At 63.0% G+C, this 15,103-nt stretch carries 14 protein-coding genes and 1 pseudogene; 8 read left to right on the top strand and 7 right to left on the bottom strand.

Annotation, left to right across the window (positions count from 1 at the left end; translation table 11 throughout):
• Position 1 precedes the first annotated feature (1 nt).
• The 4 genes from AC5P8R_RS12185 to aceE all read right to left on the bottom strand — a co-directional run bounded on the left by AC5P8R_RS12185 (position 2) and on the right by aceE (position 6,441).
• Positions 2–1,609 (bottom strand): ADP-ribosylglycohydrolase family protein, encoded by a 1,608-nt coding sequence (locus AC5P8R_RS12185; protein ID WP_495223470.1) that lies wholly within the window; start codon positions 1,607–1,609, stop codon positions 2–4.
• Positions 1,599–2,249: a DarT ssDNA thymidine ADP-ribosyltransferase family protein gene (locus AC5P8R_RS12190; protein WP_495223471.1), complete on the bottom strand. Its 651-nt coding sequence runs from the start codon at positions 2,247–2,249 to the stop codon at positions 1,599–1,601. Before AC5P8R_RS12190 ends, AC5P8R_RS12185 begins: the two co-directional genes overlap by 11 nt.
• A complete protein-coding gene (locus tag AC5P8R_RS12195) occupies positions 2,246–3,652 on the bottom strand; it encodes a 3'-5' exonuclease (protein WP_495223472.1) in 1,407 nt (468 codons plus the stop codon). Before AC5P8R_RS12195 ends, AC5P8R_RS12190 begins: the two co-directional genes overlap by 4 nt.
• Positions 3,653–3,753: 101 nt before the next feature.
• On the bottom strand, positions 3,754–6,441 hold the full coding sequence (gene aceE / locus AC5P8R_RS12200) for a pyruvate dehydrogenase (acetyl-transferring), homodimeric type (RefSeq protein WP_012478970.1): 2,688 nt from the start codon (positions 6,439–6,441) through the stop codon (positions 3,754–3,756).
• Positions 6,442–6,986: 545 nt separating this feature from the next.
• Here aceE and AC5P8R_RS12205 point away from each other — a divergent pair.
• Positions 6,987–7,547 (top strand): PadR family transcriptional regulator, encoded by a 561-nt coding sequence (locus tag AC5P8R_RS12205; RefSeq protein ID WP_495223473.1) that lies wholly within the window; start codon positions 6,987–6,989, stop codon positions 7,545–7,547.
• Positions 7,548–7,607: 60 nt separating this feature from the next.
• A complete protein-coding gene (locus AC5P8R_RS12210) occupies positions 7,608–8,405 on the top strand; it encodes a siderophore-interacting protein (protein WP_126411648.1) in 798 nt (265 codons plus the stop codon).
• Positions 8,406–8,566: 161 nt separating this feature from the next.
• Here the strand turns inward: AC5P8R_RS12210 and AC5P8R_RS12215 are convergent, their stop codons facing one another.
• Entirely contained in the window at positions 8,567–9,400 is an 834-nt protein-coding gene (locus AC5P8R_RS12215; protein ID WP_481442955.1) for a hypothetical protein, read from the bottom strand.
• A gap of 208 nt (positions 9,401–9,608) precedes the next feature.
• On the opposite strand from AC5P8R_RS12215, the gene AC5P8R_RS12220 reads away from it, so the two are divergent.
• On the top strand, positions 9,609–10,010 hold the full coding sequence (locus tag AC5P8R_RS12220) for a hypothetical protein (RefSeq protein ID WP_046428265.1): 402 nt from the start codon (positions 9,609–9,611) through the stop codon (positions 10,008–10,010).
• Between the two features lie 230 nt (positions 10,011–10,240).
• On the opposite strand, the gene AC5P8R_RS12225 is transcribed toward AC5P8R_RS12220, so the two are convergent.
• Positions 10,241–10,948 (bottom strand): YceI family protein, encoded by a 708-nt coding sequence (locus AC5P8R_RS12225; protein WP_005415047.1) that lies wholly within the window; start codon positions 10,946–10,948, stop codon positions 10,241–10,243.
• A gap of 86 nt (positions 10,949–11,034) precedes the next feature.
• Positions 11,035–11,625, bottom strand: coding sequence for a malonic semialdehyde reductase (locus AC5P8R_RS12230; RefSeq protein WP_010484192.1), 591 nt, complete (start codon positions 11,623–11,625; stop codon positions 11,035–11,037).
• A 126-nt stretch (positions 11,626–11,751) separates the two neighbouring features.
• Between AC5P8R_RS12230 and AC5P8R_RS12235 the strand changes: the two genes are divergently transcribed.
• The 5 genes and pseudogenes from AC5P8R_RS12235 (at position 11,752) to AC5P8R_RS12255 (ending at position 15,038) form a co-directional block, all read left to right on the top strand.
• Positions 11,752–12,711 carry a mitochondrial fission ELM1 family protein gene (locus AC5P8R_RS12235; protein ID WP_495223474.1) on the top strand — a complete coding sequence of 320 codons (960 nt, stop codon included), beginning with the start codon at positions 11,752–11,754 and terminating at the stop codon, positions 12,709–12,711.
• 128 nt (positions 12,712–12,839) lie between these two features.
• Positions 12,840–13,067 (top strand): hypothetical protein, encoded by a 228-nt coding sequence (locus AC5P8R_RS12240; protein WP_014645731.1) that lies wholly within the window; start codon positions 12,840–12,842, stop codon positions 13,065–13,067.
• 48 nt (positions 13,068–13,115) lie between these two features.
• Positions 13,116–13,967: a DUF2145 domain-containing protein gene (locus tag AC5P8R_RS12245; protein ID WP_495223475.1), complete on the top strand. Its 852-nt coding sequence runs from the start codon at positions 13,116–13,118 to the stop codon at positions 13,965–13,967.
• A 19-nt stretch (positions 13,968–13,986) separates the two neighbouring features.
• Positions 13,987–14,490, top strand: coding sequence for a hypothetical protein (locus AC5P8R_RS12250; RefSeq protein WP_014645729.1), 504 nt, complete (start codon positions 13,987–13,989; stop codon positions 14,488–14,490).
• Between the two features lie 31 nt (positions 14,491–14,521).
• Positions 14,522–15,038, top strand: a pseudogene (locus AC5P8R_RS12255) (hypothetical protein).
• Positions 15,039–15,103: the final 65 nt, after the last annotated feature.

A 15,103-nucleotide genomic window follows, 5' to 3' on the forward strand; every position in this document is an offset into this window, starting at 1 on the left:
GTCAACGCGATCGGAAGGATCGAGTCACCAGCGCGGAAAAACAGACAATATCCTCGACGGGCCGCCCACTCCTGATCATTTCTGACAAAATCCCACCCAAAATGCCGGGATTTAAATTAGAATCTAGCACACTCGAAACCAGTGCATCTATATTATTATCGATCCGCGCCTCGGCTGAACCCACGTCAACCTTGTCAACAAAAAGATCAGGCAAGGTATTTTCAATCAAAACACTCTCGTGTGAGCGCCGGACAGGAACTTCCGCTCCAATCCGGTACTTACATAAAATCGTCTGTCCGAACCAAATCTCAAACCACTGAAAAGCGACACCACCCTTCCGCAGAACCCATTTCCCATCCTTAGGCGAGACCCGTCCCAGGCCCGGAACAACTATCATTTTTGTCTTGATGCTCATCACATCCAGAGCATTCTTTGGGGGCTGCCAATAGAGTAAATCAGGATAAATAAAATCATCAACAGCCATACTTTGTGACAATCGCCAAAGCCGATCAGCGCATTGAATCAAATAATCCCTGTCTTGAATAACCTCTGAGGGCTCGACCGAACTACAGGCCCCTATCAAAGCCCCTGCCATCGATGCAATGGTATCAGTATCACTTCCTAGCAAGGTGCCCATTTCAACTAGAGCACCACGCTCTCCGGCTTGATCGAGCCAAAGCGAACCCGCCGCAGACAATAGAGCCGATAGAATGCCTGAACCTCTAGACGAAGAATCCAACCCTCCGCAGCTATCGACAAGACGTCTATATGCAGCTCTATAGTCTTCTGTCTCGGCACGAATATCACCCGCAAGTAACACTAGCTGTTCCCATTCGCGTAGAACCTCTTCAACTGCCTCGCAGAAAGCTACTCCTGACTTTGCCTCCCAAGTGGGCAGCCAAATTTGGCTCAATTGCTCGTCTTGATCGATAGCTCCAACTGCAGATTCCGCGGCATCATGTGCAAGCTCACTCCATAGATTGAGCGGTGGAATTTTGCGCGCCATTAGAGCATAGGCAAGAAACCGAGCATGTATCGCTGCCCCAATGATTCCCCTAACATGCCCATGAGTGCATACCGAATTCCTAACTACGTCGACCATGTACGCAATAGGTGACGACAAATCAGCACATGACCACACATGGGGCTGAATTCTCATAGCGGCGCCATTTCCGCCGCCGTACATATAATCAATTCCTTTCGCACTATAGAAATTGCTAAACCATGCGACATTGTTTGAAGTAAGCGAACTTGCAGCCGCCTTACTTCCGCGCCCGGCACCGAGCGCGTAAGACAACCATATTGGCAGCTCGATCTTCGAGAAAAGCTCAACATCGAAGCGCCCACCTGTAAATATTGCACGACAGGTGGCTAAGCGGAGCTGCGTATCATCAGAATACGCACCGGCTGGCAGCTGAACCTGTACTCCAAACCTGCCCCCGACCACTTTCTTCCAGGCCGGAGTCCCTCCCCATCCCTTTGCGCCAACTCTCTTCGAATATTCCCGGTCTGAAACAAGCTCCGCGGGAAAACCCACTGCATCGCCCCAAGCAGCCCAGAGCATTGAATTTCTTATCTGTTTTAGACTAACGGGCTGCTTAGCACTCATCGATATTCTCTCCGAAAATCTCTCCGTTCACGTAGACCGGCACGTCCCGATGACCTGTTGCCCTAATTTGCGCCGCAACCTCGTCAGACTCCTCTGACGTCCTGACATGAATTGCCTCAAGCCAGCTCGTAGTCACCTCGCCAGGATACAGAACTTCCGCTTGGACACAGGTTGTATATGCATCCGGAAGATCTCCAGGCCGGGCCACCACGTTACCATACCAGCGCTGCACCTTGTCGCCATAGAGCGCGGCAATTCCTGCAACCCCCTCCCCGCGAACGACCGAAGTGTAAATATTATTGGTGGTTGAGAAGAAAACACCTGGATGAGTAAGAATTTTTGGCGAAAACTGAAGTACGCACCACCAATTATCGCGACCATCGTGCCATCGCTCAGAGCAGATCCCGAAGAACGTATTATTTATTCTTTCAATCGAGAGGTTTACATAGTCCAGCCAAGCAGCATCCTTTGTTCTTGAAGCCGCGTTTGGCTGAAAGACGAACTTCAGCTGCTCGTCTTCAGTCAGCCTTTGTCGCGAGCGCAGAGCCCTGGAATGAAGAACTCCAATGCAGCCCTTATTCGTCGTGAAATGGAGAATCCTAGACACTCCTCGATTCTCGCAGAAATCCTCGATGGTCATAGATTAATCACTCGACAGAGCTCGTCCTTGAAGAAAGCAGATATCTCTGAGGCCTGCTCTGGTTTGTAGCCAATCACAACCTGCCGACGCGCCCTTCCTACAGCCATTGCCAACAGTCGGCGAGCACGGTGGTGGGCCTCATCATCCGTACTTTCATCATCCAGCGGCATATTTTCACTACTTATGCCCAGCATGATCACGTAATCAAACTCCAGCCCTTTAGCGGAATGCATTGTACTTAAGGCTATGCTTTCTGCTCCATCTGGCCAGTCCGCCTTCCTACTGATCTCTGCATAGCCTATGCCCGCATTATCGAGAGTCTCCCGGATATGCCTAAACCATCCACCACCAGCAGGATGGAGGAATGCTACAGACTCCTCGCTTAAGTCTACTTTTTCGGATATAAACTGCATCACCCAATCCATCTGACGCCCAAACGTTCCTTTCAGGATAATGGGAAGATCGCCGTCAACCTTGGCCTTGGTAAAGTCAGGAAGTGCCCCATCATCGCCGGGATCTATGCCATCCAAGATTCCCGTGGCGAAAGCAGCGATTTGCTTCGTATTTCTGTAATTAACATCGAGCCTAAAACTATTCTCTGACTTAACGTGCAGTCCCACCTCAGACCAGCCAAACCCGCTTCTTGCGTAGATCCTCTGGGCAGCGTCCAAGACAATGCATATGGTGTGGTCGCCTCTAAGTTTGGCGACAACCGCTCTCATTTCATTGGCTGAAAAATCCTGCGCCTCATCAATTACAACAACATCATAGATTTCTTCAGATTGTTCAGCCGCCAGTACGGCCAGATCATTCCAATCAAGAAGACCATGATTCTTCTTATGTTGGACATATGGTTCTACAACACTTTTGAGCAACACGCTCCTCTGAGTTCGCTCCATCCTTGGAACCAGCCCTCTACCAACCCTTTTAGTCGAAAGATATTCGTCGACCTGATCCGGCATAAATCGACCCAGAACATACATTGCCTCTTCCGCAGCGAATTCTGGATCAATAGTTCCACCGGCCGCGAACGCCTGAAGAATACCCTGAGACTGAGCTGCACCAAGCACATCGCCTGCTCCAATCATGGCCTTAGCCCATGAAGAGAATGTTGAAATTTCAAGACTTATTTCATTCCCTTCCACAAATTGAGAACGAGCAAGCTCCGCGATGTAGCCGCGCAGAGTTCTATTAAATGTAAGCACAAGCACTTTAACTTGTCGCTTAGCAGGACTTCGCTTTACTCTATTTACATAGAATCCGACAGCTGCCTTCAATTTAAGCAATGCCGTGGTCGTTTTGCCACTTCCAGCAGCACCACGAATCAGTTCCACACCCGGTCTAACTCTTGAAAATAGAGCTAACTGTTCCGGAGTAGGCACAACATCCTTTAGAGCCTTCATTGCCGTCCCTTCCATAAGAGGTAGGCCGATTCTGTGGGAAAACTGTGTAGAAAAAAAGGGCGGCCAATGGCCGCCCTTTTCGCGTCAATAAATTGACGAAATCAAACCCCAACAGGATTAGCCTTCTCCGGATCAATCTTGTACTGCTTGATCGCCCTGGCCACATCCTTCGCGGTCATCTTCCCTTCCTTCGCCAGCGCCGCAATCGCGGCATGCGCGATGTAGTACCGATCCACCTCAAAGAACCGGCGCAGGTTCGCACGCGTATCCGAGCGACCAAACCCATCGGTACCCAGCACCGTATAAGACATCGGCACGAACGCACGGATCTGGTCCGCATACGCACGCACGTAGTCGGTGGCGGCAATCGCCGGGCCCTGGCGGCCTTCCAGCAGCTCGGTCACGTACGCCTTGCGCTGCTCACCTTCCGGATGCAGGCGGTTGGCACGTTCCACGTCGAAACCATCGCGACGCAGTTCGTTGAAGCTCGGGCAGGACCAGATGTCGGCGGTCACGCCGAAGTCCTTGTCCAGCAGCTCGGCGGCGGCAATGGCTTCGCGCAGGATGGTGCCCGAACCCAGCAGCTGCACGCGCAGCTCGCCCTTCTTCGGCTTGCCGGCGTCGGTCAGCAGGTACATGCCCTTGACGATGCCTTCGGCCGCGCCTTCCGGCATTTCCGGGTGGGTGTAGTTCTCGTTCATCAGGGTGACGTAGTAATACTCGTCCACCTGGTCTTCCATCATGCGCTTGGTGCCGTGCTGCAGGATCACCGTCACTTCGAAGCCGAAGGTCGGGTCGTAGCTGCGCACGTTCGGGATGCCACCGGCCACCAGATGGCTGAAGCCATCTTCGTGCTGCAGGCCTTCACCGTTCAGCGTGGTGCGGCCGGCGGTGCCACCCAGCAGGAAGCCGCGGGTACGCATGTCCGCTGCCTGCCAGGCGATGTCGCCCACGCGCTGGAAGCCGAACATGCTGTAGTAGATGTAGAACGGCAGCATCGGCACGTTGCTGACCGAGTAGCTGGTACCGGCGGCCATCCACGAGCTGATCGCACCCGGCTCGCTGATGCCCTGCTGCAGCACCTGGCCGCTCTGGTCTTCGCGGTAGAACATCAGCTGGTCGGCATCGACCGGCTTGTACTTCTGGCCGAACGGCGCGTAGATGCCGATCTGGCGGAACAGGCCTTCCATACCGAAGGTACGGGCTTCGTCGGCCACGATCGGCACGATGTGCGGGCCCAGTTCCTTGTCGCGCAGGGTGATGTTCAGGCTCTGCACGAAGGCCATGGTGGTGGAGTAGCTGCGCTCGCCGCTGCTCTTCAGCAGGCGCTCGTAGGCTTCCAGCTTCGGTGCCACGAAGGTCTTGTCGGCCTTGCGGCGGCGCTGCGGCAGGTAACCGCCCAGCGCGGCACGGCGTTCCTGCAGGTACTGCACTTCCGGCGAATCCGGGCCCGGGTGGTAGAACGGCACCTGGCCGTCGGCCAGCTGCGCGTCGGTCACCGGAATGTTGAAGCGGTCGCGGAAGTGGCGCACCGCTTCGTCGTCCAGCTTCTTGGTCTGGTGGGTCGGGTTCAGTGCCTCACCGGCGCTGCCCATGCCGTAACCCTTCACGGTCTTGGCCAGGATGACGGTCGGCATGCCCTTGGTGTTCACGGCCTGGTGGTAGGCGGCGTACACCTTGTGCGGGTCGTGGCCACCACGGTTCAGGCGCCAGATGTCGTCGTCGCTCAGGCCGGCGACCATCGCAGCGGTTTCCGGGTACTTGCCGAAGAAATGCTCGCGGGTATACGCGCCGCCGAAGGCCTTGCAGTTCTGGTATTCGCCGTCGACGGTTTCCATCATCAGCTTCTTCAGGACGCCGTTGGTGTCCTTGGCCAGCAGGGCATCCCAGTAGCCGCCCCACAGCAGCTTGATCACGTTCCAGCCGCCGCCACGGAACACGCCTTCCAGTTCCTGGATGATCTTGCCGTTGCCGCGCACCGGGCCGTCCAGGCGCTGCAGGTTGCAGTTCACCACGAAGATCAGGTTGTCCAGGCCTTCACGGCCGGCCAGGGCGATGGCACCCAGGGTTTCCGGCTCGTCGCTCTCGCCGTCGCCGATGAAGCACCACACCTTGCGGTCGGACTTCTCGATCAGGCCACGGTTTTCCAGGTAGCGCATGAACTGCGCCTGGTAGATGGCGGCCAGCGGGCCAAGGCCCATCGACACGGTCGGGGTCTGCCAGTAGTCCGGCATCAGCCACGGGTGCGGGTACGAGGACAGGCCACCGCCGTCCACTTCCATGCGGAACTTGTCCAGCTGCTCTTCGCTGATGCGGCCTTCCAGGAAGGAACGCGCGTAGATGCCCGGGGCGCTGTGGCCCTGGATGAACAGCAGGTCGCCCGGGTGGTTCTCGCTCGGGGCGCGCCAGAAGTGGTTGAAGCCCACGTCGTACAGGGTGGCGCCGGAGGCGAACGAGGCGATGTGGCCGCCCAGGTCACCCGGCTTGCGGTTGGCGCGGACCACGGTGGCCATCGCGTTCCAGCGGATGATCGAACGGATGCGCCATTCCAGCTCGGCGTTGCCCGGGCTCTTGGCCTCGAACTGCGGTTCGATGGTATTGACGTATTCGGTGGTGGGAGAGAACGGCAGGTAGGCGCCCGAACGACGGGTCAGTTCCACCATGCCTTCCAGCAGCTGATGCGCGCGCTCGGAGCCCTCGACATCAATAACGGCCTTCAACGACTCGATCCACTCCTGGGTTTCCACAGGATTCGGGTCGTTGTTCAGCACCTCGTTCAACCAGTTCATTAGCGCTCCCATAACCGCACGCACGCGCGCGACTGTTGTATAGATTTCTAGACCGCAAAGTGTAGCGCACCAAGGGCTTTCGTCACTTGGCTACGCAGGCGTATGGATGCAACCGGCCAGTGTCCGCAAGGGGCTTGCCGCGCCCGCTGACGGCCCTGCGGCGGGCCTTGGCGGCTGCGCGGGCTGTCGCTTGCGGGCCGCTGCGCCCATGTGCAGGACGCAGTGTTACTGCTGCCGATGACGGTTGTAGGGCAACTCCGGCACCGCTGTAGGGGCGGTTCGGGCAACGGTACTGAACCGGCGACAACATGTCGCACCTGCCTCTGGATCGGTACCGGCTGCGGGTCCAGCGTGGGCCGCGAGTGAGGGGCCTCGCGGCCCTGCTCCCTTCCACAGCATCGCCGGGGCGCCCTGCAAGGGGCGCCCCTTTTGCTGTGCACGCGGCCGCCCGTGGCCCAAAACGGACCTGCTTGTGGCCGGATCGGTGATTGCCGGCTTCGATATATCGATATATCGTTTGCACACTCGTTTACCGATATATCGAAATGAGCCACCCCCCTTCCCCCAGAGCCCGTTCCACCGATCCGGCGGTGCCCCGCCGCAACGGCCAGCCACGCGTGCTGAGCCGCGGTGACCTGCGCCTGCTGGTGCTGGCCCTGATCGGCGAGCAGCCGCGCCATGGCTACGAGCTGATGCAGCTGATCAGCAACCAGTTCATGCAGGCCTATACGCCCAGCGCCGGCACCATGTACCCGCTGCTGGCCAGCTTCGAGCAGGCCGGCTGGATCGAGGCCGAGGAAGTGGATGGCAAGCGGATCTTCCGCATCACCGCTGCCGGCGAGTTCGAGCTGAAGGTGCAGCGCACCCAGGTGCGGCTGGCGCAGCGACGTGCCTTCGACCGTGCCCGCGAGATCACCAAGGCCTCGCTGCCGCCGCCGCTGGCCACTGCCCTGCGCGAGTTCAAGCGGGCGCTGGTGCATCACCACGGCCGTTGGGCCGAGGGCGAAGCGGAAGAAGTGGCGGCGCTGCTGACGCGGGCCTCGGCCCTGCTCAACGGTACCGCCGGTAGCGAGAGCCCACCGTTTTCAACGACCCAGCCAGACTGAATCCAGCCAGGTCCTCCCCCATGCCGCGCGCCCCCGCGCGACACCTTTACAGGTATCCCCATGACCGAACACAACAACACGCGCCTGCGCCTGGATGTGCGCTTCCGTGAACTGACCGTGCTGCGCACCGAAGAGGTCACCCCGCACATGCGCCGCGTGGTGCTGGGTGGCGACGATCTGGCCGGCTTCGATTCGCCCGGTGCCGACGACCACATCAAGCTGTTCTTCCCCAACGCCAGCGGCGAGATGGTGCTGCCGGTGCTGACCGCCGAAGGCCGCAGCTACCCGGACGGCAAGGCGCCCTCGCCGTCGCGCGACTACACCCCGCGCTGGTGGGACCACGAAACCGGCGAGCTGGCCATCGACTTCGTGCTGCACGACCAGGGCATTGCCGGGCCGTGGGCCGAGCGCGCGCAGCCGGGCGACACGCTGGTGATCGGCGGCCCACGTGGCTCGTTCGTGGTGGCCGACACCTACGACGCCTACGTGCTGATCGGCGATGAAACCGCGCTGCCGGCCATCGCCCGCTGGCTGGACGTGCTGCCGGACGCTGCCGAGGTGCAGGCCTTCATCGAAGTGCGCGACGAGGCCGAACGCCAGGACCTGCCGCAGTACGAGAACGTGCGCATCCACTGGCTGGAGCGCAACGGCTTCCCGGCGGCCGGCAGCACGCTGCTGGAAGACATGCTGACCGACTTCGAGGCACCGGACGGCGATGTCTTCTATTGGATCGCCACCGAATCGCGCCGCGCGCGGATGATGCGCAAGTTCATCGAAGGCCACCTGGGCGTGCCGCGCGACTGGATCCGCTCGACCGGCTACTGGAAGGCCCACCCGGACGAAACCGACGGCGATTGACCGGCTCGGAGTCAGATCCCTTTTCCTGTGGAGAAGGGATCTGACCCCATGCACCAGAACCTGCCTGGTGGGTGCGGACCGTTGGTCCGCACGCCTTTGACTGTGTAGAGCCGAGCCCACGCTCGGCTGCTCTCCGCTCGGCCACCGATGGACCCATCGCGCTACGCGCGATGAGCCGAGCATGGGCTCGGCTCTACAGGAGGGACCGCGACCGGCGGCACGCCCCCCTGCCGCACCCACCCGCACCGCTGCGCGGCCCAGATCTCCAGCGCCACCAGCAGTGCGACGACCAGCAGCGGCAACAGCAGCCCGAAGTACACGCCGGGCATCATGCCGTTGATCTGCGCCTTCACCAGCCGCAGCACGCCACGGGTGTGCAGCAGCTCATCCACATGCATGGTCAGTGCCTCCCGCACCACCTTGGGTTCCAGGCCGAGGGTGCCGGCCTTGTCCACCAGCGTGTCTTCCACCATGCCGCGCAGCAGGCCTTCGCGCACCTTGCCGATCACCCAGCCGGTACCGCGCGCCAACGGGCCGTTGCCAAGACGGTCCAGGCCGGGCAGCGGATGTTCGCTGAGGTAGGCCGAGGCGATGGTGTCGGCCACATCGCCCACCGTGCCCTGGCTGCGCAACGCCTCGCGCATGCGCGGGTCGTCCAGCGAGTCGGTGAAGCCTTCGCTCCAGCCTTCCACCAGAGTCTGCAGGTGCGGCTGGAAATGATCGAGCTGCTTGAACAGCGCGCGGTGCGCACCGGCGGTGAAGCCCAGCTGCAGGCCGAAGAAGGCCGTGGCCAGCGGCAGCAGCACCACGTAGCTGGCCAGCAGCCAGTGATGCCAGCGCTTGCGCCGCTGCAACCAACCCCGGCGGTGCAGCCAGCGCCAGCCGAGGATGCCCAGCACCAGGCCAAGCAGCGTACCGAGCACACTGCCGCCCAGCAGATCGAGCACGCTCAGGCCCGACCAGAATTCGTTCAACCAGTACTGCGCGTCCTGCATGGGTCTTCCTTCCGTGGGTGATACAACAGCCATTGTAGAGCCGAGCCCACGCTCGGCTGCTCTCCGCTCCGCCATCGGAAAACCCTCGCACTGCGCGCGATGAGCCGAGCGTGGGCTCAGCTCTACAGGGATTCCGACACCCGGTTCAACGCATCAGCCGCCAAGCAATGCGACAATCGCGCTCCTTTCCTGCAGCAACGAGGCCCACATGGCCAAACTGACCCTGGCCAGCGTGGACGCGCTGCGTACCCGCTTTGCCGATGACGCCGCCTGCGATGCGGCGCTGGCCGCGTTCGCCGACACCGCCGTACTGCGCGCGCCGCTGCGCGAGCTGGTGGCGGCACAGCACCGCTACCTGCAGGCCGAATTCGAAGTGGCCCAGGTGGCCGACGTGCTGCGCCGCGACCAGAAGTACGCGCCGGTGGGCCGGCCGTCGGTGCACATCGTGCAGCTGCGCAAGCAACAGGCCGCGACCAAGCAGGCGGCGCTGATCGCACGCCAGGTGGTGGCGCAGGCCGCGCAGACGTTCGTGCGGGTGAGCGGGCTTGCGGTGAAGGCCAAGCAGAGCCCGAGCGAAGCATGCGTGGCATGGTTGGGCGCGTTGCGCTGAGGGCGCGTACCCGGTAGTGGCCAACCTTGGTTGGCCTGCGGAGTGCCCATGTGCCAACCAAGGTTGGCATCTACCAAAACACTCTCCGGCCCGCATGAACCGGTAGTGGCCAACCTTGGTTGGCCTGCGGAGTGCCAGTGTGTCAACCAGCGCGTGTTCCCCGGCACCCCAAAAGAAGGCCCGCTTTTCAGCGGGCCTTCTGCCTTCTCACGACGAGTGAGCGGGGTGCATCAAGCGGCCGGCTTTTCGCCGGTGGCTTCGGTGGTGATGCGGATCTTCACTTCATCGCTGACATTCGGAGCATACGCGCCGACGCCGAAATCGCTGCGCTTCAGGGTGGTGGTGGCATCGAAGCCGGCGGCCGGAACCTTGGCCATCGGGTGCTCGCCGCCGCCGTTGACGGTGACGTCCAGGGTGACCGGCTTGGTGATGCCCTTGATGGTCAGGTCACCGGTAACGGTCAGCTTGTTGGTGCCGGCCGCTTCCACCTTGGTGCTCTTGAAGGTGGCATCGGCGAACTTGGCGGCGTCGAAGAAGTCGGCGCTCTTCAGGTGCTCGTCGAACTTGGCGGTGAAGCTGTTCAGGCCGCTCAGCGGCAGCTTCACTTCCACGGTGGACTTGGTCACGTCTTCGGCGTTGTACACCAGGGTGCCTTCGACGTTGCCGAAGTGCGCGCTCGGGTTGGAGAAGCCGAAGTGGCTCCACTGCGCCAGCACGTCGGTGTGGCTCGGGTCCAGCTTGTAGGTGCCCGAGGCGATCTTGATCGCTTCGGCAGCCGGCGCAGCAGCGGCGGCATCGGCGGCCGGGGTGGCGGCCTGCTCGGTGGTGGCCGGGGCGGCGGCATCGGCCGCCGGGGCAGCGGTGTCGGCCGGCTTGGAGCAGGCGGCGATGGCCAGGGTCAGGGCCAGCGGCAGCAGCAGTTTACGGGTGGCGCTCATCTGAGGAACTCTCCGGATCGTAGGGTGGGTACACGGTGCAGCAAGAGCCCGCCGCACGACGGCGGGCCCGAAACCGATACAGCGACTTACGCGATGCGCGCCGCTTCGTCGAACGACAGGCGCGGCAGGCGCGGGAACAGGCCCGCCGAATCACCGTAACCCAGGTTGACCAGGAAATTCGACTTGATGGAGGTGCCGGCGAAGAAGGCTTCGTCGACCTTGGCCGGGTCGAAGCCGGACATCGGGCCGGCATCCAGGCCCAGCGCGCGCGCGGCCAGGATCAGGTAGGCGCCCTGCAGGCTGCCGTTGCGGATGGCGGCTTCGTGGCGGCCTTCCTGTGGGCCGTCGAACCAGGCCTTGGCATCGGTGTGCGGGAACAGGTACGGCAGCTTCTCGTGGAAGTCCAGGTCGAAACCGATGATGACGGTGACCGGCGCGGCCATGGTCTTGGCCAGGTTGCCTTCGGACAGCGCCGGGGCCAGCTTGTCCTTGGCCTCCTTCGAGGTGACGAAGACAAAGCGGGCCGGCGTGGTGTTGGCCGCGGTCGGGCCCCACTTCACCAGGTCGTACAGTTCCTTCAGCAGGCTCTCGGGGACCGGCTTGTCGAGGAAGGCGTTCTGGGTGCGGGCCGTGCGGAACAGCTGATCGAGGGCAGCAGCGTCGAGCGCGTGGGACATCGGTGGATCTCCAGGGCGGCGAAAGGGAGTCAGTGCCCGCGGGCGGCGCGGGGCGAATCGACGAGCCGCAGTGTAGAGTGTCGCGACTGTTGCAACACCCAGCAGGACTGAAACGAATTAATGCCAATGGTGAAACGATCGAGCGCGCCCTGGACGGTCACTGACGGCCGTGCGGGCAATGTCCGCCAGGCGGTCGCGCTGGCCTCGGCACTGCGCCAGGGCACCCACCGACCGCTGCTGCTGCAACCGCGCGCGCCCTGGCGCTGGCTGTCGCCGCGGCGCTTGCCCGGCGATGTGAACAGCTACGGCGAGGCCTTCGCGACGCTGGCTGCCGACGCCCCGGCGCTGGCGATCGGCTGTGGCCGCCAGGCCGCTGGCGCCCTGCGCGTGCTGCGCGCACGCGGCAGCCAGGTGGTGCAGATCCTCGACCCGCGCATCGGCGCGCGCCACTGGGACGTGGTGGTGGTGCCCGAACACGATGCCCTGCGCGGCAGCAATGTGTTGACCCTGCTCGGCAGCCTCAACCCGGTGGACGATGACTGGCTGGCCTGGGGCCGCGCCGCGTTCGCCGGCTTCAGCACCCTGCCCGGCCCGCGCACTGCGCTGCTGGTGGGCGGGCCGACGCCACTGGCGCCGTGGGATGAGACGGCGATGGTCGGTGTATTCCAGGCGCTGGCCGACCAGATCCGCAGCGAAGGCGGCAGCCTGCTGGCCACCACCTCGCGACGCACCCCACCGGCGTTGGCGGAGATCCTGCGCGCGAAATTCGCCGACCTGCCGCACGTGATCTGGGGCGATGGCGGCGACGGTACCAATCCCTATGGCGGACTGCTCGGCTGGGCCAACCGCGTGGTGGTCTCGCCCGATTCGGTGAACCTGCTCTCGGAGGCGTGCGCCACGCGCATGCCGGTGATGGTGGCGCTGGCCGACACAGCGCAGGGCCGCCTGGCGCGCTTCCAGCAGCAGCTGCGCGAACGTGGGCGGTTGCAGGCGCACTGGCTGGACTGGCAGTACGACCGCATCGAGCCGCTGCGCGAAACCGCGCGGGTGGCGGCGGAAGTGAAACAGCGCCTGGCACTGGGGTAGTGCCGGCCGCTGGCCGGCAATCCTGGGCGCCTGGCATCGCGGTAATGCCGGGTGCGCAGCGTTTTCTGAACATTTCGATCCGGCACCACGGTTACAGTCCAAGGCCCCCCGTTGGACTGAACTTCTTCATGCGTACCCTGCTCCTGCTGCCCCTGGCCCTGCTCGCCGCGTGTTCCACCGCGCCCACCGAGCTGGATCCGATCTCGTATCAATGCCAGCAGCAGCTGGACGCGTACCGCGAACAACCGGCGCTGCGCGATCCGAAGGGCCAGCGCCCGCCACTGCCGGTGGCTCCCATCAGTGACGCCTGCGACAAGGAGCTCAAGCGCAAGGGCGTGGATCGCCCGCTGCGCTGAGCAGCGTATGATCGGCGCGCGGGCCTGCCCGCCGTTGAAGGTACCGACATGGATCGTTTTTCCCGCCTGCCCCGCGCCGCGCTGCTGATCGCCAGCCTGCTGGCGACAGCACCGTCCTGGGCCAACAGCACCGAATGCCGCGAGCGCTCCCCCAGCGTGGCGTCGCAGGCGGCGATGCTGGACGTGGCCTGGACCACCGCCGAACGCCTGGACGCGCTGCCCGATGTGGACGTGGTGGTGGCCGCGCGCGGTGGCCAGGACCTGAGCCGCTACGGCCTGCGCCACAGCCACCTGGCCTTCCTGCTGCGCGAGGACGACGGCCGCTGGCGCGCGATGCACCTGCTCAACCGCTGCAAGACCGACAGCTCACAGCTGTACCACGAGGGCCTCGGCAACTTCGTCGGCGAGAGCGGCGGCCATACCGACCTGCGCATCGGCGTGCCGTCGGCCCCCTTGCGTGCCGCACTGCGCGCGATGCTGGTGCCGCCCTCGATCCAGCCCAAGGCGCTGCACGAAACCAAGTACAACGTGGTCGCCTACCCGTTCGCCACCGACTACCAGAACTCCAACCAGTGGGTGCTGGAAGTGCTGGCGGCGGCGATGGCGCAGGCCGAAGGCGCGCCGGCCATCGTCAAGCGCGAACAGGCACAGCAGTGGCTGCGCCAGCAGAAGTACCAGCCCAGCGTGCTGCATATCGGCCTGGGCAAGCGCGTGGGTGCGCGCCTGTTCGTGGCCAACGCCACCACCACCGACCATCCGGCCGGCGAACGCATCTCCGGCAACTATTCGGTGGTGACGGTGGAATCGGTGTTCGACTTCCTGCACCAGCGCAGCCAGCTGCAGCAGGAACTGGTGATCCCCCATGTGCCGGTGGCCGGTGCCACCGCCGCCTCGCCCTGAATCCCGCAAGGAGAACGACATGCGTCTGCTGCACAACTCCCTGGTATCGATGCTGATCGTCACCGCGCTGGCCTGGTCATCGGCCGCCCATGCCGAACGCCGCATCGTGATCATCCATGACCCGGGCCCGCAGGGACCGAGCCTGGAAATGTCCACGCAGATGGTGGCCTCGGCCCGCGCCGCCGCGGCGAAGGAAGCCCAGGATGCCGCCGATGCCGGCCAGCCGCTGGCCCGCCCGCAGCAGATCAAGCTGCCGCAGATGGAGGTGAGCGCGATTGCCACTACCGTCGACGGCCGCCGCGAAGTGCTGCTGCGCGATGCCAACGATCCGCAGAACACCGCGTCGATGCAGTACCCGCGCGGCGTTGGCGACCCGGCCGTGCAGTTCACCGTGGGCCAGACCGTGAACTTCGAGCCGACGGGCAATGACCAGGGCTGGCAGTTGAAGGACAACCAGGGCCGTGCGCTGGAATACCTGCCCGAGGCCACCGGCCCGCGCGACATCTTCGATACCCGGCGCTGAGCCGCCGCCCCACGCTGACCAGGAGGTCTCCATGTTCCGTTGCCTGCGCGTTCCCACCACTGCATTGCTGCTCTCAGCGCTGCTGGTGCCCACCGTCCATGCCGGCGCCGCGCCGCAGTTGAACAGCAGCGAGGCCAGCGTGATCGTGACCTCGTTCGTGGTGCTGTCGCTGCCGATGGCGGCCTCGATGGGCCTGTCCGAACTGTCCAAGGCGCCGTTCAAGGCCAGCGAACGCAATGCCAGGGCGACCCGCACCAAGGCGGTGCCGCTGCCGCCAATGGAAGTGAAGAAGGTGGAGACCACGCCCACGGGCGAACGCCAGGTGCAGTTGCAGGTACCGGACAAGGCCGACCACACCGCCACCCTGCGCTGGCCGGTGCAGCCGCCGGGCGAGAACCCGACTGCAGCCTTCGTGGTCGGGCAACGGGTGCATTTCGACCCCACCGAGGCCGGGTGCCGGCTGGAACGTGAAGAGCGCGCAGGGCCAGACCCTGGCCTATGTGCCGACGGCCTATGCCGCCGGTGATGTGATGAGTGAAGCGCTGTAAAGCTGAACGACCGGTTTTGGCTTTGCCGCAGGCCGGGCGGATAATGGGCGATCCCCTTTGTCCCT

The sequence above is a fragment of the Stenotrophomonas sp. YJH_SMC_73 genome, assembly GCF_059370155.1.

Excerpts from the sequence above, each read along its gene's own strand:
- AC5P8R_RS12210 (WP_126411648.1), top strand. The coding sequence starts at position 7,608 with ATGACCGAACACAACAACACGCGCCTGCGCCTGGATGTGCGCTTCCGT.
- AC5P8R_RS12190 (WP_495223471.1), bottom strand. The coding sequence starts at position 2,249 with ATGACCATCGAGGATTTCTGCGAGAATCGAGGAGTGTCTAGGATTCTC.
- AC5P8R_RS12225 (WP_005415047.1), bottom strand. The coding sequence starts at position 10,948 with ATGAGCGCCACCCGTAAACTGCTGCTGCCGCTGGCCCTGACCCTGGCC.
- aceE (WP_012478970.1), bottom strand. The coding sequence starts at position 6,441 with ATGAACTGGTTGAACGAGGTGCTGAACAACGACCCGAATCCTGTGGAA.
- AC5P8R_RS12220 (WP_046428265.1), top strand. The coding sequence starts at position 9,609 with ATGGCCAAACTGACCCTGGCCAGCGTGGACGCGCTGCGTACCCGCTTT.
- AC5P8R_RS12250 (WP_014645729.1), top strand. The coding sequence starts at position 13,987 with ATGCGTCTGCTGCACAACTCCCTGGTATCGATGCTGATCGTCACCGCG.
- AC5P8R_RS12215 (WP_481442955.1), bottom strand. The coding sequence starts at position 9,400 with ATGCAGGACGCGCAGTACTGGTTGAACGAATTCTGGTCGGGCCTGAGC.
- AC5P8R_RS12205 (WP_495223473.1), top strand. The coding sequence starts at position 6,987 with ATGAGCCACCCCCCTTCCCCCAGAGCCCGTTCCACCGATCCGGCGGTG.
- AC5P8R_RS12185 (WP_495223470.1), bottom strand. The coding sequence starts at position 1,609 with ATGAGTGCTAAGCAGCCCGTTAGTCTAAAACAGATAAGAAATTCAATG.
- AC5P8R_RS12230 (WP_010484192.1), bottom strand. The coding sequence starts at position 11,625 with ATGTCCCACGCGCTCGACGCTGCTGCCCTCGATCAGCTGTTCCGCACG.
- AC5P8R_RS12245 (WP_495223475.1), top strand. The coding sequence starts at position 13,116 with ATGGATCGTTTTTCCCGCCTGCCCCGCGCCGCGCTGCTGATCGCCAGC.
- AC5P8R_RS12240 (WP_014645731.1), top strand. The coding sequence starts at position 12,840 with ATGCGTACCCTGCTCCTGCTGCCCCTGGCCCTGCTCGCCGCGTGTTCC.
- AC5P8R_RS12195 (WP_495223472.1), bottom strand. The coding sequence starts at position 3,652 with ATGAAGGCTCTAAAGGATGTTGTGCCTACTCCGGAACAGTTAGCTCTA.
- AC5P8R_RS12235 (WP_495223474.1), top strand. The coding sequence starts at position 11,752 with ATGGTGAAACGATCGAGCGCGCCCTGGACGGTCACTGACGGCCGTGCG.